The following is an 18,454-nucleotide window of genomic DNA, read 5'->3' as shown; positions in this document are numbered from 1 at the left end:
GCCTTTAATATCTTCAATTTTTCCTCTACAGGATAAGCCCTTTTAGACAAAATAAATACTCCCCTTGAGTAAACAGATTTTTATTTTTTAATCTGTCTACTTAAAGGGGAGCATATCAAGGTACTAAAAAGGGGGATTTTTTAAGTTAGGTGCTCTTACGATCTATCTTAATTAATAAAAATGAACAAAGTATGAATAAAAAATGAACAGATCATTAAATTTAATTTTTCTATATACTAATTGTCACGATTAAGAGATTATATGTTAAAATAGTTTTAATATTAAGAATTGCTAGTTAGAATTATAATTATTTTTTGAGGTGTATTTTAATGAAAAAAGTAATATCGATTTTTACAGTAATGCTGACACTTTCGATTCTATCAGCATGTTCAGACGATGAATCTAAAGTGAAGGACAAGAACATCGAGCAAGTTGAAACAGAAGAAGAGGCACAGGCAATTGAGGAAATAGAGGCTATTGCAAATGAGGCAGAAGAAAGCTCGACTGGAGAAGAATTTCAATTAGAAGATAAAGAAGAGTACAATCAAATTTTCAAGATTTTCCTCGATAAAAAAATGGAAGATTCGTTTAGGAAATTAGTTGGAAAAGATCTAGATATTTTTCGTGTAACATTCCGACAAATTACTCCGATTCCTACTGAAAGTGATGATGTTTATGCTTTCCATGGATATATGCCTGGTTTAGAAGGTGTAGCAGAAGGAGTAGTTATTTTTGATGGATCCGGAAAAATGTGGGCTGCTACTTCGGAAGGTGAAAAAGTGAATTTTTACTATACCGATGAAAATGAAAAACATCATCCAATTATAGAAGATTGGAGACAAAGCTTTTTTAATGGTAGTGAGGTTGTATATAAGGGAATCAATTCCTAGTAATAAATTTCTAACGCCGAAAGTGATTGTAACGATGAACTTTTGGCGTTTTTTAAATGTGCTATTAGTGAAAAGTTATAGTGCTTTATCCCCAAAGTTATCTACTTAAGAAAGTTATGTTTTATAGTGTTCTATAAGGTTATGCACAGTATCAACAGAGTTATCCTCAAAATTATTCACATTTTTATTAACAAAACCCTTTGATTTATCAACAGATATTTATTAGTTATTCACAGGAACTGTAGATTAAGTTAGAAGCAGGAGGGGTGTCCTGCTTCTGATTATTTTATTTATTCCGATTTCCTTGTACCCGCTGATTCGCTGCATTTGCTCTTGCTAAAGCTTCTAAATCCGCTTGGTCAGCAAGCTCGCGTGAGAATTCTTCATCGACGCCATCTGTTTTCATGTTTTTTGGAACTTGTGGGAGGCTTGCTTTGTTTTTATCGCGTTTGTTATGACTATTATGTCTGCCCATTCAATACAATCCCCTTTCAAAACAATAAAGTACGAAAGCAATTCTGCTTTCGTACTTTATTGTTTGTTGAATCAAAGAAATTATGAGGGAGTTGATCACATACTTTTATTTTTGTAATTTCCAGCCCGATCGGCTCTCTTAAACTCCCTTGCGTATGTAACAGCCTGCATACTACTTAAATTACTTTTCACTTTATCTTTTTTATTTTTTGACATAACGAATGAACCCTTCCTTTCGTTTCAAATATTGGAAATCGAATTTTTTGGATTACAGTCCATATTTTTGCCCTAAAAGGAAAGGGATAAACCGTTATTTTTGATAAATATTTTTTAAAGCAATCTCCAAAGTGGGAAATAGAAAGGTAAATCCATTCTCTAATAATTTCCTTGGCAATACCTTTTGCCCTTCTAACATAAGTATGCTCATTTCACCTAGTAATAATTTTAATGCAGTTTCAGGGGTGGGAATCCAATGTGGGCGACCTAATACTTGGCTTAAAATTTTGCCGAATTCATTCATCTGAACGGGATTAGGTGAAATAAAATTAACAGGTCCTGTGACTGATTCGTTATGGATCACGAAGTTAATGGCATGTACGACGTCCTCAATATGAATCCAAGAAATCCATTGATTCCCTTTACCAAGCTTTCCCCCAGCATATAATTGATAGGGAAGCGCCATTTTCGGCAAGGCTCCACCCTTTTTATCAAGGACAATGCCAAAGCGACAAAGTACAGTCCTGACACCTAGAGCTTCAGCTTTCATAGCTAATGATTCCCACTGCTTAACCGTCTTTGATAAGAAATCGTCACCAATACTATTACTTTCTTCTGTAAATATTGCTGTATTAGAAGTCCCATAGTAACCAATCGCACTTGCATTAATAAGAACTTTTGGTTTTACGTTTAAGCGTCCAATCAATGAGAGAAGTTCAGTTGTTGCCTTAAGTCGGCTTTGTAAAATTCTAGACTTTCTATTTTTATTCCAACGCCCACTATTAATGGATTCTCCCGCTAAATTAATGAAAATATCAGCTCCTTCAATAAAAGGTTCTGGTTTACTATAATCATTCAACCATTCGATATATTTTACATTCGTATTCGTTTTTTGTTGGCGGCTAAGGATATATACGTCATCTCCATTTTTCAGAAAATAATCACTAAGCGCTTTTCCAACAAATCCAGAACCACCAGCAATGATAACTTTCAAAAATATTCCCCCTTTTTTCAAGCCGTTTTATTCATTATATAATTAATTTCTTCCAAAAATATGCTAAATTGGACTAGAGGTGAAATAAATGGTTATAATTACGAAAATCACCACTCAAAAGAAGCAATCAGATCGATATAATGTGTATGTCAATGATGGCGATGGTGAAAAGTATGCCTTTAGTGTGGATGAAGATGTACTCATTAAATATTCTTTAAAAAAAGGGTTAGAGTTAGATGAGTTTACACAATTCGAAGTTCTTTATCAGGATACTGTTCGGAAAGCATTAAGCATAGCAATTCAATATTTAGCGTTAAGAATGCGGTCTGAAAAAGAAGTGAAGGATTATTTAAAGCTGAAAGATATAGAAGATCCTGTTATTCAAGAGGTTATACATAGACTTTATAACTTGAAATACATAAATGACAATGAATTTGCTATTGCCTACGTTCGAACACAAATAAATACAACGGATAAAGGTCCAAATGTAGTGAAGATGGAATTAAAAGAAAAAGGCATTGAAACAATGATTGTAGATCATGTGATGGAGGAATTTTCATATAATCTACAATTATCTAAAGTATTGAAGCTCTGCCAAAAAGCGCTAAATAAAAAGCGTAATGATTCCCAGTATATTTTTGAACAGAAATTGAAACAAGCATTGCTTCGAAAAGGATATACCTTATCAGTCATTGATGAAGCGTTAAGAGAGTGGAAAAAAGACATGAATGATGAAACTGGCGATCATGAGGCTATTATAAAGCAAGGGGAAAAGGCAATAAAGAATTACGGGGATAATAAACAAAAAGTAAAACAATTTCTTTATCGGAAAGGTTTTTCAATGGATGAAATTGAAGATTATTTAAATCGACTGGAACATTAGGAATTCCAGTCGATTAGTTTTATTTATTTTCTATAACGATTGATTCATCATTGATTTGTGAATAGATAATTTCTGCAATTTCTTTTGGGGAACGTAGTCTAGTCGTATCTTTAATATGATCACTGTTTTCCCAAAAAGGTGTGTCCATACCACCCATATAAACGGCAGTAAACTTTATATTTGTATTTTCATATTCTTTTTGTAGGCTTTCTGTAAAGCCCCTTACTGCATATTTACTTGCGACATAAACCGCTTCATGCACCTTACCACGTAAGCCTGCTGTGGAAATGATATTGATTATATGACCTGAGCCTTGTTTTTCAAGTATTGGTAAAGCAGCCCTTGTCACATATATCGTTCCAAAAATATTTGTTTCCATCATTTCTACAATTTCATGCTCATCCATTTTAATAAATGGTCCAAAATGCCCGATTCCTGCATTGTTAATAATTCCGTAAAAAGTATAATGTTCACTCAAATGCTTGATCTTTTCAGAAATGTCCTGGTAGGAGCGAATATCAGATTGGATGACATCAGCATGTCCACCAAATTGTTCAATTTCAGTTTTGACAGTTTGTAATTTATCCTGTGAACGACCTAATAAAAAAATATGATAATTTTTTTGTGAAAATAATAATGCCAATTCTCTACCTAAACCTGAACCTGCTCCCGTAATTAACAATGCCTTCACCTGCATTCTCCTTTCAACCTGTCCATATTTTTATTATACTAAAAGAAAAGCGGAAGCGTCCGTTTAGCGCACGACAGGACTGGTCCGCTCCTTAATCTAGCTGCGGCTTCTAGCCCCTCGAGGTCATAAGCCACTCCTGACAAGAAGGTAAAAGCAACCTTCTTGTCAGGACCGTTTTATGCTTGTCGGGGCTGTACAGTCGCCTCGCTTTTTGAATCATGAGATAAAGGAAACACGAAGAGCGATAGTGATTCGATGTTGACTTATCGTAAGGAGGAGAGGGCCAGTACACTAGTCGCTGGATGCTTGGAGCTAGACTATTTTCAAAGTCCAAAAAAGTTTTCTTATCAAGATAAATACCATAAAAGGGGTAGGGAATCATGCAACAAGAAAAAAGATACAGCCAAATGTCAGCGTATGAGTTGCAGCAAGAAATTTCTCAACTGAATGAGAAAGCTAGAAAAGCTGAACAAATGGGGATGGTAAATGAATTTGCTGTCTTAGAAAGAAAAGCGATTATGGCTAAAGCATATTTAATCAACCCAGATACGATAAAAGAAAATGAAATGTATGAAATTGAAGGAGATCCAGGCAGCTATTTTAAAGTTCAATATTTAAATGGTGTATTTGCATGGGGGTTTCGCTTAAGTGGAAAAGGAGAAGAAGAAGCACTTCCCATTTCCATGCTAAAAGAACTTAAATCATAGGGACCCCCTTTGAAAGGGAGTCCTTATTATTCGATTACATTTAAAATAGCTCAGGTGTATCCCCTTTACGAGTTGATGAGGCTCTCATTCGCTCCCCAGGGTGTGTGTTGATTGTCCCATTTGCTCGTGTAGATGCGTATTCAGACTTTGCTCGCGGTTCACCATCAAATTTATGTTTTCCAGGGAAGTTATTTTCTTTATTACGCATGTCGTTTCCTCCTATTAATTAGGATCAGAACGTAAGAAACAAAGATGGTTCAATGCTACTCACGTATGATTATTATTGGTTAATAAGTATTAGGCTATGAAATACAATCATTGGTATTAGGGGTGATTTTTGTGATGAATAATCAAGAAAGGCTTATCCAACTGTTACTTGAGAAAAAATAACCAATTAACGGTAATGCAGGCAAGGACTTGGGTGGAGCTTTTGTGGGAAGACTTTGAGTCCACCCATGCCAAAGCGGGAAGAGAATATTTAGGCCCAGAAATGACAGAGAAAATCGTCCGTCAGTGGATTCAATATTATGGAGAAAAACTACACGAATTTGTTGCTAACAATCCCAAATATAAACACCTACTAAACAATAACACATTACCGCATTAAAGCAGCGGGGGTCAGTCCCCCGCTGCTTTAATGCGGTAATGGAAGATGATTAATTGGGAAGGATGCTGAGTTTTTTACGAAGTTTTTCTTCGCTGAAGATCCATCCTGTGTAGGAGCTTATAATTTTATAATTTGGATTTAATTTAACTACCGCTACGAATGGATAATGTCCATTGCTTCGATATCTGAGATCGATAAATCTAACCTCATAATGATCATTAAATTCATCAATTTCCCATCGGTAGACAGGTGAAAATGAAAGGAAGGCAGAAAGATTTTTATCTTTTTTTGCTGCTTCAAGAATAGCGTTTTTTGGAACTTCAATTCTTTCAAACTCATCTAAAATTTCCACTTGATTTCTAGACGAACGCCCAACATAAAAATTGGATTCACTTATAGCAGCAATACGCCAAACATGAAATTTCATCGTTGGAGCAATGATGATTTCCTGCGCATCAGGGATTATTTCTTTCACTTTACATCTAACATTTTTCTGTGCTTGGAATCGAAAAATGTAATAGAAAAAAATGACGGCATAAACAGCTATAAATGTATAACCAGGATGTGCACCGAATGCCCAAATGAATAATCCAACGACATGAATCGCAAAAATAAACGGATCAAAAGTGTTAATAACCCCTAATGCGACCCATTTCGACGAAAAAGGTCTTAGTGCTTGTGTCCCGTAAGCATTAAAAATGTCGACAAATACGTGCAGGAAAACAGCGATAAATGTCCAAATCCATAAGTGGAGCAAATTTGCAGTAGGGAATAAAGGATAGAGTACCGCTATTATTCCTATTGGCCAAAGAAGAACCGCTGGAATCGAGTGGGTCACTCCCCGATGATTCCGAATATAAATCGCATTATTTCTTAACTTTAACACCGTATCAATATCCGGAGCCTGAGAACCTACTATTGTGGCAATTAACACACTAGTTGCGGTTGCCGTGTGATCTGCGACAACAGGATCTAATGTAGCTAATCCACCTAATGCGAGCCCCATTACAACGTGAGTACCAGTATCCAAAAGGGGTGCCCTCCTTTAGTGGGATAATTTCATACTTGTCACCGATCTATATTATGGTTTAGTCTAGGGAGATGGAATAATGAACACACAAATACAAATGGTCATTCAGTATGAAGTGAATGAATCTTCTTATTCACAATATAAAATAGCGATTCGTCAAGTTCTTTCTGAATTGCCTACATTTGAAGCAGACCAAATTCAAGTTAACACTTCTAAAAATAAAGTAGTCGAAACTTTCATATTACCGACCGAATCACACTATTATGCCCTAAAAAAATTACGAACATCCAAAAACCATTCTATTTTTGGATGTTTAGATCCTCATATAAAAGGTGGATTACAACAAATTGGATTTTATGGAATAAAAAAGACTCGATAAATTTATATTTCCCATTCAAAGGATCTTTTACATCTTGGAGGAGCAAAATGTCTAATCAATTAATGGAAAATTTACAGAAGGTATTTATTAATGATTTTCAGGCTGATTTAATTGGCTGGTATTCTAAAGAAAAGAGAGATCTACCTTGGCGAAAGGAAAGAGACCCTTATCGAATATGGGTATCAGAAATTATGCTTCAGCAAACTCGAGTAGATACTGTAATTCCTTACTACGAAAATTTTATGAATCAATTCCCATCATTAAATGATTTTGCAAACGCCGACGAGGAAAAAATATTAAAAGCTTGGGAAGGTCTTGGATATTATTCGCGAGTGAGAAACTTACAAAGTGCTTGTAAGGAAGTTCAAGAAAAATATGACGGAGTCGTTCCCAATACACCTAAAGAAATAGCAGGACTTAAAGGGATCGGTCCTTATACAGCGGGCGCGGTATTAAGTATTGCGTATGGCGTTCCAGAACCTGCAGTTGATGGAAATGTGATGAGGGTATTATCAAGAATTTTATCGATTTATGAGGATATTGCTAAATCTTCAACGCGAAAAATTTTTGAAGAAGCTGTTCGCAAATTGATTTCTCATGAGAATCCGTCTTATTTTAACCAGGCGTTAATGGAATTAGGTGCATTAATTTGTACGCCTACCTCACCATCGTGTTTATTATGCCCTGTTAGGGAACATTGTAGCGCTTTTGAAAATGGGACACAAAGAGAATTGCCTGTGAAAACGAAAAAAACAAAACAAAAAGATGTCATGCTAGTAGCGGGGATTATGACAGATCCAATGGGGAGAATTTTAATTCATAAGCGGCCTGAGAGTGGTCTACTGGCAAGTCTTTGGGAATTTCCTAATTTTGAAGTTCAATCGGAAAGAACGAAAAATGTGTTTCTTGAACAATTAAAGCAAGAGTATAATATAACGGGAGAAATTAATGAAAAACTTGGTCAAATCGAGCATGTATTTTCACATTTGAAATGGCATATACAAGTGTATTCTGGGAAAATTGTTTCCAACGTGATAGAAAATCCTTACTTGAAACTAGTTTCACTTGATGAATTGGATTCTTTTGCATTTCCCGTTTCCCATCAAAAGATGCTCCAGCAATTTTTAGAATTCAGAAATGAAGGGCTATCTCTGTGAGGAGAAGCCCTTATTAAATTTAATCAAAAGAAAGCTCCGATAGATTTGTATTATGCGGCAGGTTATCATTTAATCCACCTCTACGCATAATTTCTTTCACTATTTCACGATGAATTGTCTGTCCCTCACTATTTAAATATGGAACGACCTGTTGTAAAGAATGATGAAAATAAGCCAGTTCATTTATATCCCAATCTGTTTTTGACATCATTGAAAGCTCTGTCATATCGCGGCCACTATACATTATATTTCATCTCCTCTTAAAAAAATTATGTCTTATTACCCACCTATATTTTCCTATCTCTAATTGTCATCTATACATGAAAAAGCTAAAATGAAAAGAAAAGTTTAGAAAGGAATCAATACATATGACACAAAAAGTTGCACTTATTACTGGAAGTAGTAGAGGGATTGGAAAGGCGACAGCACTTCGTCTTGCTAAAGAAGGATATGATATTGTCATAAATTATGCTCGCAGCAAAAGTGCTGCCATTGAAGTGGCAAATGAAATTGAAGCATTGGGAAGAAAAGTATTAATTGTAAAAGCGAATGTCGGAGACGTTGAGAAAATTAAACAAATGTTTACTCAAATTGATGAAACCTATGGAAGGTTAGATATTTTTGTCAGCAATGCGGCTTCAGGTGTACTTCGACCTGCAATGGAATTAGAAGAGTCGCATTGGGATTGGACAATGAATATCAATAGCAAGGCTTTATTATTTTGTGCCCAAGAAGCAGCGAAGTTAATGGAGAAAAATGGCGGAGGAAAAATTGTAAGTATTAGTTCGCTTGGATCCATTCGTTATTTGAAAAACTACACGACTGTCGGAGTATCAAAAGCTGCGTTAGAAGCATTGACTCGCTACTTAGCAGTTGAACTTGCACCGAAGAATATTATTGTTAACGCTATCTCTGGTGGGGCTGTGGATACCGAAGCATTGACGCATTTTCCAAACAGAGATGAATTGTTAACAGAGGCAAAGGAAAAAACACCTGCAGGACGTATGGTGGAAATTGATGATATGGTCAATACGGTCATGTTTCTTTTATCAGAAGAGGCAAGCATGATTAGAGGACAGACCATTATTGTTGACGGGGGCATTTCGCTTTTAGTGTAATAAAATTTTTAAAAAATATTTTGGATAATCTCCTTCACAAACGGTTAAATTAATCTTCGTGGAGGTGATAACGATGGCAAATTTTAATCAAAAGCCTAATAAAACACAAGCTGGAACAAATATTCAAGAAGTAAGACAACAAAATGCTCAAGCTGGTGCTGGATCTGCTGGTGCATTTGGCACTGAATTCGCAAGTGAAACAAATGCAGCGGAAGTAAGAGCTCAAAACGCTCGTTCTGCTAGTGGTGGTGCTGGCGCTGGAGCTGCAGGAGCAGCTGGCGGACAGTTTGGTGCTGAGTTCGCTAGCGAAACAGACGCAGCAGAAGTAAGAAAACAAAACCAACAATCACAAGCAAACAAAGCAAAAAACTCCGGTAACTTTGGACAACAATAATTGAAAAGAAAGTGCCCTAACTTCGATAGGGTGCTTTCTTTTTGTTTAATCCAGCTACAGCGCCTATCCCCGAAGTACAGGATGTACAAGTGTCGACAATGCGACAGGACGTCGCGCTATTGTCGACCTCGAGGTCAAAAGCCAAGCCAAGAATGAAGTCAAAGAACGCCTTCTTTCTTGGCTTGGTTTTTGCTTGTCGGGACTGATCGAGGCGCTTCCGCTTTTTGTGCATTCGACAAAACTTCTTTAATCTCAACATAACTAGTCAAAGGAGTCCTCCCTCATTTAACGAATACATACTATAACCAATAAATTAGAGGCGGTGCGACATATGAATCAATTTAACCGTTTAGTATCTGAACAGATGAAAACAATGGAAAAGCTCTTATTTATTCAAGCAGAAATAGAGAGGTGCCAAGAAATTGAAGAGGAATTAATCGCACTTCAGAAGGAAACGGAACTTGGAAGTGTACAGGATGAAATAACACGGATGAAAGAAGAGTTAAAAGATATTCAGCAGGTGTTTGAAAGTCAAACAGAGGAAGTCATCCGATCATACCAAACAATTGATTTAACAACCGTTTCGTAGTTTATAAGAAAAAATTCAATAAATTATGTAGAGTCATTGAAATTTCAATGGCTCTTTAGTTTTAAATTCTTTGTACAACCGTTATAATAATAGAAAAAAGAATCGTACTTTGTTGCCTATGTTCTTTTAAGAAAGAATTGTCTAGCACAAGCGGCCTAGCCCCTCGAGGTCATAAGCCAATCCGTCGATAAGGTTAGAGAGCAACCTTCTCGCCGGCTTGTCTTATGCTTGTCGGGGCTTACAAGAGCGCTTTCGCTTTTCGTGGTATCAAAAGTTCCGAAATGAAAGTAGGGGAAATGTAATGGGCGTTCCCACAGAAGGAGAACCAATACAAATTCATAGCTATAAACATAACGGGCACATCCATCGCATTTGGGAGGAGACAACTGTTTTAAAAGGGTCAGAAACTCTTGTTATTGGAGGGAACGATCGAACGATTGTGACAGAATCAGATGGAAGAACGTGGATCACAAGGGAACCAGCGATTTGTTACTTTCATTCCCAATATTGGTTTAACATTATTGGCATGATTCGTGAAGATGGCATCTATTATTACTGTAATATAAGCTCTCCATTTATTTACGATGGAGAGGCACTTAAATATATTGATTATGATTTAGATATTAAAGTGTACCCAGATATGACCTTCCATCTCCTTGATGAAGATGAATACGAGCGCCATCGCCGTGAAATGAAATATCCAGAAGTAATTGACCAAATTTTAAAAAGGAATGTCGAAAAACTAATCAGATGGATTCGTCAACGTAAAGGTCCATTTGCACCAGATTTTATTGATACCTGGTATGAAAGATATCTAACATATAGACGATAATTCAGATTCCGACTAAATATTCGGTATGAGAGATATCTTGCATAGAAATGATCGGACAGATCATTATGTCACAATTGGAAAAATTGCCTGTTGAATCGTTCAACAGGTTTCTTAAATTTATGAAAATAGAAGGTGTAAAGTTGGAAAGTATTCGAAGATATCTTCATTTTGTCAAACCATATCGTTGGCAAATTATTGGAACGATTATCATCGGAATTATAAAATTCGCTATTCCATTAATGATTCCAATGCTAATCAAATATGTTATTGATGACATTGTTAGTAGTGTAGACCTTACGAAAACGGAAAAAATGGACAAATTAGTCTGGATTATGATCATTATGCTTGTCATCTTTGTCGTTATTCGGCCACCTATTGAATATTATCGTCAATACTTTGCACAATGGACTTCGAGCAAAATACTGTACGATATTCGGGATAAGCTATTTAATCATATTCAAAAACTTAGTTTTAAATATTACTCAAACACTAGATCGGGAGAAATTATCTCTAGAGTGATTAACGATGTGGAACAGACGAAGACATTCGTTGTTACAGGCTTGATGAATTTATGGTTAGATGTGGCAACGATCTTTATTGCCATTGCCATTATGTTTACAATGAATGTGAAATTAACTATCGTTTCCATCGTTCTTTTTCCTTTATATGCGTTTTCTGTTAGATATTTTTTCGGTAATTTACGAAGGTTAACGAAGGCGCGCTCACAAGCGTTGGCAGAGGTGCAAAGTTATTTACATGAACGGGTACAAGGCATGCCTGTTGTCAAAAGCTTTGCCATCGAAGATTATGAGCAAGTTCAATTTGCGAAGCAAAATCGTAACTTTTTAGATAAGGCGATTGACCATACAAAATGGAATGCGAAATCATTTTCAGTAGTTAACACGATTACTGACATCGCACCGCTTCTTGTCATTGGTTTTTCTGCTTATCAAGCCATTCATGGGCAATTATCTATCGGAACGATGATCGCTTTTATTGCTTATATTGACAAACTTTATAACCCATTAAGAAGATTAGTGAATTCATCTACTAGCATTACACAATCGCTTGCTTCTATGGATCGTGTATTTGAATTTATCGATGTAGCCTACGATATTGAAGATGCACCGAATGCGAGATCTTGTCAAAATGTTAAAGGTAATATTACCTTCGATAATGTCAGCTTTGCTTATAATGAAGCAGATGACTCAGTTTTAAAAAATATTAATTTAGAAGTTAAAAAAGGAGAAACAATTGCCCTTGTAGGAATGAGTGGTGGCGGAAAGTCCTCATTGGTAAGTTTAATTCCACGATTCTATGACGTGACATCTGGTGGAATATTATTAGATGGTAAAGATATCCGGGATTTTCAAGTTCGAAGCTTAAGAGATAAAATCGGAATGGTTTTTCAAGACAATATCCTATTTAGTGATTCCGTTAAAGAAAATATTTTACTTGGAAATCCAAGTGCGACTGAAGCGGAAGTGATTGAAGCAGCTAAAGCGGCAAATGCTCATGATTTTATCATGAATCTTCCTGAAGGATATGAAACTAAAGTTGGTGAACGTGGTGTTAAATTATCTGGAGGCCAAAAACAAAGGGTGGCCATTGCAAGAGTATTCTTAAAAAATCCACCTATTTTAATATTAGATGAAGCGACTTCTGCTCTTGATTTAGAAAGTGAGCACTTGATCCAGGAATCATTTGAAAGATTAGCCAAGGATCGGACGAGCTTTATTGTCGCACATCGCTTATCCACTATTACTCATGCTGACCGAATTGTTCTAATTGAGCATGGAGAAATTACCGAGATCGGGACACATGAAGAACTGATGGAAAAGCAAGGCGGCTACTATCGATTATTCCAAATCCAACAAATCGACAACAAGGAAATCGTATTGGAAAGCTAATAAAAAACAACACTAGCGACATTTTAGCTAGTGTTGTTTTTTATTATAGCGCTTCAAATGCTTGGCGAACGGCATGTAGAGTCGCTTCAATATCCTCTTCTGTATGAGCAATGGTAACGAACCAGGCCTCATATTTAGAAGGTGCCAAGTTTATTCCTTGATGAAGCATGAGCTTGAAAAACTTAGCGAACATCTCTCCATCTGTGTTTTCCGCTTGCTCATAGTTCACTACTTTCTCGGTAGTAAAGTAAACAGTTAATGCTCCTTTTAAACGATTAATCGTAATCGGGACATTAAATTCCTTTGCAGCAGAAAGGATGCCATCTTCTAGCATAGCACCTAGGCGATCAAGATAATCATAGACTCCATCCTGTTTTAACACTTCTAAGCAAGCAATTCCTGACAGAATGGATGCAGGGTTCCCAGCCATCGTGCCTGCCTGATAAGCCGGGCCTAATGGTGCGACTTTTTCCATAATTTCTTTACGTCCACCGTAAGCACCAATCGGTAATCCACCGCCAATAATTTTTCCAAGTGCTGTTAAGTCAGGAGTAATGCCAAGCATATCTTGAGCACCACCATACATAAAACGAAATGCAGTAATTACTTCGTCATAAATGACTAATGCACCAGCCGCATGAGTAAGATCATTAATATCTTGCAAAAATCCAGGCTTTGGCTCTACAATTCCAAAGTTACCAACAATCGGCTCTACTAATACAGCTGCAATTTGATCGCCCCATTTTTCAAGTGCTTCTTTGAATGGTTCGATATCATTAAATGGTACAGTGATGACCTCTTGTGCAATGCTTTTAGGAACACCAGCTGAGTCAGGTGTTCCTAATGTCGAAGGACCTGATCCAGCAGCTACGAGAACTAAATCAGAATGTCCGTGATAGCATCCAGCAAATTTAATAATTTTATCGCGACCAGTATAAGCTCGGGCAACTCGTATGGTCGTCATGACTGCTTCTGTTCCTGAATTGACGAATCGTACTTTTTCTAAAGCAGGCATAGCCTCCCTTAGCATTTTAGCAAACTTCACCTCATGAGGGGTTGGTGTCCCAAACAACACACCAGATTCTGCTGCCTTTTGAATGGCTTTTGTAATATGTGGATGAGCATGGCCAGTAATAATCGGTCCATATGCAGCTAAATAATCTATGTACTGATTGCCGTCGACATCCCAGAAATAAGCACCTTGTGCACGCTCCATGACTACAGGTGCACCGCCTCCAACGGCTTTGTAGGATCTCGAAGGACTATTAACCCCACCTACAATATATTCTAAGGCTTCTTCATAAATACGCTCTGATTGGCTAAATTGCATCGTTAAATCCTCCTTTTATAAGACTGTGTTATTATTCTAGCATGTTTGTTCCTTCTTATCTTCTTTTCTAATTTTTATAAAAAATTCAGGACGCTAAAGGCAGACACAATAGAATGTTAGTGGCCAAGCCTGCATAAAAATGAAATAAAACAAATCGTGAGGGACATGAAATGATTTTTATCATCTTACTAATCATGATTGCTATCGGCATTACAATGAGTATAAAGACTTTATTTTCACCATATAAAATTAAAGGTAAAAGAGTCTCAGTTGAAAACTTTTTATTATTAACGCTTGTTTATATTACGGTTACTCTAGGTTTCGCCCTCATTTATCTTCTATTTGATATGAAGGGGATTCCAATTGTAAATGACAGTTTGACTCCCCGACAAGCTGGATTTTTCCCTAAGTTAGAATCGAGCTTTTATTTTAGTGCGATGACACTATTTTCAGTTGGTTACGGTGATATTTATCCATTAGGAATCGGAAGAATGATAGCAGTCTTCGAAGCTTTGATTGGATACACGATCCCTGCCGCCTTTGTGGCAAGAGCGGTACTCGATCGCTAATTCTATATATTTGTAATTATGTCCAAAATTGTTTAGTCTCTACATAGATCAATATTTTGGAGGGGTCTAAAAATGTCATTACAAATAGGAGAATTAGCTCCAGATTTTCAATTAGAGGCTCAAAATGGGGAAAAAGTAAAACTATCAGATTACCGTGGGAAAAATATTGTTCTTTATTTTTATCCAAAAGATTTAACTCCGTCATGCACGACTCAAGCTTGTGATTTTCGTGATTTACACGGAAGTTTCCAAGAAGTAGATACGGTAATTCTTGGAATAAGTCCAGATCCAATTAAAAGCCATGAGAAATTCATTAATAAATACAGCCTTCCATTCCAATTATTAGCTGATGTGGATCATGAAGTAGCAAATGCTTTTGAAGTATGGAAGCTAAAGAAAAATTTCGGTAAAGAATACATGGGAATTGAAAGGTCTTCCTTTATTATTGATAAAGAGGGAAAGCTTGTTAAGGAATGGCGTAAATTGAGAGTAAAGGGTCATGTGGAAGAGGCTTTGCAATTTATAAAAGAAAAATTATAAAGCCTATTTTTCAAGATAAAGGCTACTGTCCATTCCGTCAAACGAGTATAGCATACATTATATTAGGGCATACCTCCTCAGATAAATTTTTGGCAGATCACATAAGCTGATCTGTCTTTTTTTATAAAATGCCAGGAATTTATAATTTCCCATATAGATGTTATGATTAATGAAGAATTATTATTTTTGAATGATGCAATATAACATTGCTCATTCTAGAAATATAAATATTTAATAGTCTCTTTTGAAATTTTCAAATAATATATACATACATATATAAATAAAATGCGATATAAGTAGAGGGGAGTTAATACGATGAAAATCTATACAAAAACTGGTGATAAAGGAACAACTTCATTAATTTATGGTCAACGTGTGGCAAAAAATGATGGTAGGGTAGAAGCATATGGTTCTTGTGATGAAACAAATTCAGTAATTGGACTTGCCCTAAGCTATTTAAAAGATGTTCAATTTGAGGGAAAGCAATCTTTTGATCATATTTTTTATAAAATTCAAACGACATTGTTTCATGTAGGTGCCGAATTAGCAACTCCAACAGGTAAAGAAGTTAAATGGAAATTAAAAGAAGAAGATATTCTAGAACTAGAAAAGCAAATAGACGAATGGGATTCACAACTTCCAAATTTAATGAATTTTATCCTTCCTGGTGGTCATCCATCAGGTGCAGCCTTGCATGTAGCAAGAACTGTAGTTAGAAGAGCAGAGCGAAATGCAGTTACATTGGGGGATGAAGTGAATCCATTAGTACTATCTTATTTAAATCGCTTATCAGACTTTTTATTTGTTGCAGCAAGATTTATTAATTTAAAGTTAGAAGAAGAAGAGAAGACTTTACTTCCCAATTCTTGAAAAGAGATTATGGTGCCTAGTTAATAATATTGACAACTTTAATATATAATTAGTACACTATTTATAAATATTATAAAGTAATAATCTTTTTTAGAAAGAGGTGCATGGCGATGTCAAATCAGTTAAAGGAAGCATTGGATACATTAAAGGAGACGGGAGTTAGAATAACTCCACAACGTCATGCTATTTTAGAATACTTAATCAATTCCATGTCACATCCAACTGCAGATGATATATACAAAGCACTTGAAGGCAAATTTCCTAATATGAGCGTAGCAACAGTTTATAATAATTTACGTGTCTTCCGAGAAGTAGGTCTAGTAAAAGAGTTAACTTACGGAGACAATTCAAGTCGTTTTGATTATATTACTTCACATCATTATCATGTAATTTGTGATGATTGTGGGAAAATTGTTGACTTCCATTATCCAGGACTTGATGAAGTAGAACAACTAGCTTCACACGTAACAGGCTTTAAAGTAAGTCACCATCGAATGGAGATTTACGGAGTTTGTCCAGATTGTTCAACAAAAAAGGCCCATTAAGCAAAACATATCTTAATATGTGAATGTTCAAAAGAAAAATAAAAAGGATGGCGGTTAGATGCCATCCTTTTTACTTTTTCGATTATAGTTTTCATCGAATTCTTTGCCTACAAGATTTGGATCCAATGTAAGTGTCTCTCTGCAATACATACATATATCTACGCGACCGAGCATTTTTGTCGGCTTTTTACAGCTTGGGCAAACGACTTGTATCGTTTTAGTAGAAAGCATACCGATCCAGAAATAAACAATGGTACTAGCTATAATGCACAAGAGTCCAAGAATCATAAAAATAGTCATAATGATTGGAGAGGTCCGAAAGAAAATACCTCCATACATGATGATAAAGCCAATGAAAATTAAACTTAGCGCAAAGGTTCTAATTTTATTAATCTTACTTGAATATTTAGCCATAAACTTACCCTCCTAATGGATAACTATAACATAAGTTCTTTTCCATTTGGTAATAGGAATTCGTTCAAAAGTGAAAGAAGGATATTCATAATTATTGTCGAAAATAAATTAAAGTTATTATTAAATTGGAGGCATGGAAGTATGGAACATATTCTAAGGCCGATTTATCAGGAGAGAGCTAGCCATCCGAATACTCTTGGTGTAATTATTATAGAAAAAGGTTATAAAACAAATCTTCAAACGGATACCTTCGACGCAATCTTACTAATTATTCTTAAAGATGCTGAGCAACCTTGGTTTGTAAAACATTACACTTTTGAAGATAAAAAGGCTGCCATGCATATTGTTACTGATGGGCAATTAAAGGAATGGATTTTATTCGGCTCTAATCGAAAAATATTTGATTGGCTACTAAATGGGAGAGTTTTATTTGATCGAAATGAATATATGGTTAGTCTCAAAACAGAATTAAGGGAGTTCCCTTTTTATGGCAGAAAGTTAAAAATGGGATTAGAATTTGCTAAATTAATTCGTAGATATATAGATGGAAAAACTTTTTTTGAAAACAATCAATCATTAGATGCTTTTAATCATGTCGTTCACTCACTCCATCATTTAGCAAGACTTGCGGTGATTGAAAATGGATTCCATCCTGAGGTAACAGTGTGGCAACAAGTAAAACAAATCGAACCTGAGATTTTTAAGTTATATGAAGAACTAGTTAATAGCACGGAATCACTTGACAAACGACTGGAACTTCTATTTCTTGCAAGTGAATTTTTAATCCATTCTCGAACGATCATAGGAATTTCACATTTGATGGATGTACTTTCGACTAAAGAATATTGGTCATTCCAAGAAATGATGGAGAATACGGAACTTTCTTCGTATTCAGTTGATCTAGAAGTTCTGCTTGAATATTTAATAGACAAAAACTTCATACGTGTAATGAGTGTAGAAACAAAAGGTCTTGGTGTTTATCACCGATATTATAAGGTGAAAGAAAAATTATCTTAAAAAAACAAAATAAACTATTGACCTTTAATGAATTACTTGTTATATTAATATCCGTCGCTGCGAAATGTTTCTCTGAAAGTTATCGCGGTGGACGGATAGAAAGTTAAAAAAACATGTTGACATTAAAAACTCAGCATGATATATTATGAAAGTCGCCTCTTGACGACGAAGAAAAATTGCTCTTTGAAAACTAAACAACCAAACGTTAACAAATAAAAAACTTCTATTATAGAAGTAAGCCAGAGTAAACTTTATGAGCTAATCAAACACTTTATTGGAGAGTTTGATCCTGGCTCAG

The 18,454-nt window shown here is 35.7% G+C and carries 25 protein-coding genes; 16 read left to right on the top strand and 9 right to left on the bottom strand.

All coding sequences use genetic code 11. The features are described 5' to 3' along the window. Positions 1-329 precede the first annotated feature (329 nt). The gene (locus ACFSO7_RS00175) at positions 330-890 is read left to right on the top strand and encodes a hypothetical protein (protein ID WP_377874282.1); all 561 of its coding nucleotides are present in this window, start codon (positions 330-332) and stop codon (positions 888-890) included. Positions 891-1,176: 286 nt separating this feature from the next. Here ACFSO7_RS00175 and ACFSO7_RS00170 read toward each other — a convergent pair whose 3' ends face one another. From ACFSO7_RS00170 to ACFSO7_RS00160, 3 genes are all read right to left on the bottom strand, one after another. After that, on the bottom strand, positions 1,177-1,365 hold the full coding sequence (locus ACFSO7_RS00170) for a YfhD family protein (RefSeq protein WP_377874280.1): 189 nt from the start codon (positions 1,363-1,365) through the stop codon (positions 1,177-1,179). Positions 1,366-1,460: 95 nt separating this feature from the next. After that, on the bottom strand, positions 1,461-1,580 hold the full coding sequence (locus ACFSO7_RS00165) for a YfhE family protein (RefSeq protein WP_377874279.1): 120 nt from the start codon (positions 1,578-1,580) through the stop codon (positions 1,461-1,463). Between the two features lie 94 nt (positions 1,581-1,674). Further along, entirely contained in the window at positions 1,675-2,574 is a 900-nt protein-coding gene (locus ACFSO7_RS00160; RefSeq protein ID WP_377874277.1) for a TIGR01777 family oxidoreductase, read from the bottom strand. 88 nt (positions 2,575-2,662) lie between these two features. Here ACFSO7_RS00160 and recX point away from each other — a divergent pair, with 88 nt between their 5' ends. Further along, the gene (gene recX, locus ACFSO7_RS00155) at positions 2,663-3,457 is read left to right on the top strand and encodes a recombination regulator RecX (protein WP_377874276.1); all 795 of its coding nucleotides are present in this window, start codon (positions 2,663-2,665) and stop codon (positions 3,455-3,457) included. Positions 3,458-3,476: 19 nt separating this feature from the next. Here recX and ACFSO7_RS00150 read toward each other — a convergent pair whose 3' ends face one another. Continuing rightward, on the bottom strand, positions 3,477-4,148 hold the full coding sequence (locus ACFSO7_RS00150) for an SDR family NAD(P)-dependent oxidoreductase (RefSeq protein ID WP_377874274.1): 672 nt from the start codon (positions 4,146-4,148) through the stop codon (positions 3,477-3,479). Positions 4,149-4,528: 380 nt separating this feature from the next. On the opposite strand from ACFSO7_RS00150, the gene ACFSO7_RS00145 reads away from it, so the two are divergent. Further along, a complete protein-coding gene (locus tag ACFSO7_RS00145; RefSeq protein ID WP_377874273.1) occupies positions 4,529-4,855 on the top strand; it encodes a YfhH family protein in 327 nt (108 codons plus the stop codon). A gap of 40 nt (positions 4,856-4,895) precedes the next feature. On the opposite strand, the gene ACFSO7_RS00140 is transcribed toward ACFSO7_RS00145, so the two are convergent. Then, positions 4,896-5,063 carry a small, acid-soluble spore protein K gene (locus ACFSO7_RS00140; RefSeq protein ID WP_377874272.1) on the bottom strand — a complete coding sequence of 56 codons (168 nt, stop codon included), beginning with the start codon at positions 5,061-5,063 and terminating at the stop codon, positions 4,896-4,898. 195 nt (positions 5,064-5,258) lie between these two features. On the opposite strand from ACFSO7_RS00140, the gene ACFSO7_RS00135 reads away from it, so the two are divergent. Beyond that, entirely contained in the window at positions 5,259-5,462 is a 204-nt protein-coding gene (locus ACFSO7_RS00135; RefSeq protein ID WP_377874284.1) for a YfhJ family protein, read from the top strand. A gap of 49 nt (positions 5,463-5,511) precedes the next feature. Here ACFSO7_RS00135 and ACFSO7_RS00130 read toward each other — a convergent pair whose 3' ends face one another. Beyond that, positions 5,512-6,492, bottom strand: a complete 981-nt coding sequence (locus ACFSO7_RS00130) for a metal-dependent hydrolase (protein ID WP_377874270.1) — start codon at positions 6,490-6,492, stop codon at positions 5,512-5,514. Between the two features lie 79 nt (positions 6,493-6,571). Here ACFSO7_RS00130 and ACFSO7_RS00125 point away from each other — a divergent pair, with 79 nt between their 5' ends. Both ACFSO7_RS00125 and mutY read left to right on the top strand, forming a co-directional pair. Next, the gene (locus ACFSO7_RS00125) at positions 6,572-6,871 is read left to right on the top strand and encodes a hypothetical protein (protein ID WP_377874268.1); all 300 of its coding nucleotides are present in this window, start codon (positions 6,572-6,574) and stop codon (positions 6,869-6,871) included. Positions 6,872-6,918: 47 nt separating this feature from the next. Further along, entirely contained in the window at positions 6,919-8,028 is a 1,110-nt protein-coding gene (gene mutY, locus ACFSO7_RS00120; protein WP_377874266.1) for an A/G-specific adenine glycosylase, read from the top strand. A gap of 19 nt (positions 8,029-8,047) precedes the next feature. On the opposite strand, the gene ACFSO7_RS00115 is transcribed toward mutY, so the two are convergent. After that, entirely contained in the window at positions 8,048-8,272 is a 225-nt protein-coding gene (locus ACFSO7_RS00115) for a hypothetical protein (protein ID WP_377874264.1), read from the bottom strand. 124 nt (positions 8,273-8,396) lie between these two features. Between ACFSO7_RS00115 and fabL the strand changes: the two genes are divergently transcribed. From fabL to ACFSO7_RS00090, 5 genes are all read left to right on the top strand, one after another. After that, complete coding sequence (gene fabL, locus ACFSO7_RS00110; protein ID WP_377874262.1) at positions 8,397-9,146, top strand: enoyl-[acyl-carrier-protein] reductase FabL; 750 nt, start codon at positions 8,397-8,399, stop codon at positions 9,144-9,146. Between the two features lie 73 nt (positions 9,147-9,219). Then, on the top strand, positions 9,220-9,540 hold the full coding sequence (locus ACFSO7_RS00105) for a gamma-type small acid-soluble spore protein (RefSeq protein WP_377874260.1): 321 nt from the start codon (positions 9,220-9,222) through the stop codon (positions 9,538-9,540). A gap of 331 nt (positions 9,541-9,871) precedes the next feature. Beyond that, entirely contained in the window at positions 9,872-10,129 is a 258-nt protein-coding gene (locus tag ACFSO7_RS00100; RefSeq protein ID WP_377874258.1) for a YgaB family protein, read from the top strand. A 301-nt stretch (positions 10,130-10,430) separates the two neighbouring features. Continuing rightward, the gene (gene ntdP, locus ACFSO7_RS00095; RefSeq protein WP_377874256.1) at positions 10,431-10,961 is read left to right on the top strand and encodes a nucleoside tri-diphosphate phosphatase; all 531 of its coding nucleotides are present in this window, start codon (positions 10,431-10,433) and stop codon (positions 10,959-10,961) included. Positions 10,962-11,101: 140 nt separating this feature from the next. After that, complete coding sequence (locus ACFSO7_RS00090) at positions 11,102-12,871, top strand: ABC transporter ATP-binding protein (protein WP_377874254.1); 1,770 nt, start codon at positions 11,102-11,104, stop codon at positions 12,869-12,871. Between the two features lie 43 nt (positions 12,872-12,914). Here ACFSO7_RS00090 and ACFSO7_RS00085 read toward each other — a convergent pair whose 3' ends face one another. Beyond that, positions 12,915-14,201 carry a glutamate-1-semialdehyde 2,1-aminomutase gene (locus tag ACFSO7_RS00085; RefSeq protein ID WP_377874252.1) on the bottom strand — a complete coding sequence of 429 codons (1,287 nt, stop codon included), beginning with the start codon at positions 14,199-14,201 and terminating at the stop codon, positions 12,915-12,917. A gap of 170 nt (positions 14,202-14,371) precedes the next feature. Between ACFSO7_RS00085 and ACFSO7_RS00080 the strand changes: the two genes are divergently transcribed. The 4 genes from ACFSO7_RS00080 to perR all read left to right on the top strand — a co-directional run bounded on the left by ACFSO7_RS00080 (position 14,372) and on the right by perR (position 16,725). After that, positions 14,372-14,770, top strand: coding sequence for a potassium channel family protein (locus ACFSO7_RS00080; protein ID WP_377874250.1), 399 nt, complete (start codon positions 14,372-14,374; stop codon positions 14,768-14,770). Between the two features lie 72 nt (positions 14,771-14,842). Continuing rightward, positions 14,843-15,310, top strand: coding sequence for a thioredoxin-dependent thiol peroxidase (gene bcp, locus ACFSO7_RS00075; protein WP_377874248.1), 468 nt, complete (start codon positions 14,843-14,845; stop codon positions 15,308-15,310). A gap of 315 nt (positions 15,311-15,625) precedes the next feature. Next, complete coding sequence (locus ACFSO7_RS00070; RefSeq protein WP_377874246.1) at positions 15,626-16,180, top strand: cob(I)yrinic acid a,c-diamide adenosyltransferase; 555 nt, start codon at positions 15,626-15,628, stop codon at positions 16,178-16,180. 110 nt (positions 16,181-16,290) lie between these two features. Next, the gene (gene perR, locus ACFSO7_RS00065; RefSeq protein ID WP_377874245.1) at positions 16,291-16,725 is read left to right on the top strand and encodes a peroxide-responsive transcriptional repressor PerR; all 435 of its coding nucleotides are present in this window, start codon (positions 16,291-16,293) and stop codon (positions 16,723-16,725) included. A 54-nt stretch (positions 16,726-16,779) separates the two neighbouring features. Here perR and ACFSO7_RS00060 read toward each other — a convergent pair whose 3' ends face one another. Then, positions 16,780-17,139 (bottom strand): YgzB family protein, encoded by a 360-nt coding sequence (locus tag ACFSO7_RS00060; RefSeq protein WP_377874243.1) that lies wholly within the window; start codon positions 17,137-17,139, stop codon positions 16,780-16,782. A 141-nt stretch (positions 17,140-17,280) separates the two neighbouring features. Here ACFSO7_RS00060 and ACFSO7_RS00055 point away from each other — a divergent pair, with 141 nt between their 5' ends. Beyond that, positions 17,281-18,156, top strand: coding sequence for a nucleotidyltransferase-like protein (locus ACFSO7_RS00055; RefSeq protein WP_377874242.1), 876 nt, complete (start codon positions 17,281-17,283; stop codon positions 18,154-18,156). The last annotated feature ends 298 nt before the right edge of the window (positions 18,157-18,454 follow it).

The sequence above is a fragment of the Bacillus sp. CGMCC 1.16607 genome (assembly GCF_042683745.1).
Classification (GTDB): Bacteria; Bacillota; Bacilli; order Bacillales; family Cytobacillaceae; genus Pseudoneobacillus.
The sequence above is the reverse complement of the archived record's forward strand: the minus strand, read 5'-3'. Positions and strand labels throughout refer to the sequence as shown.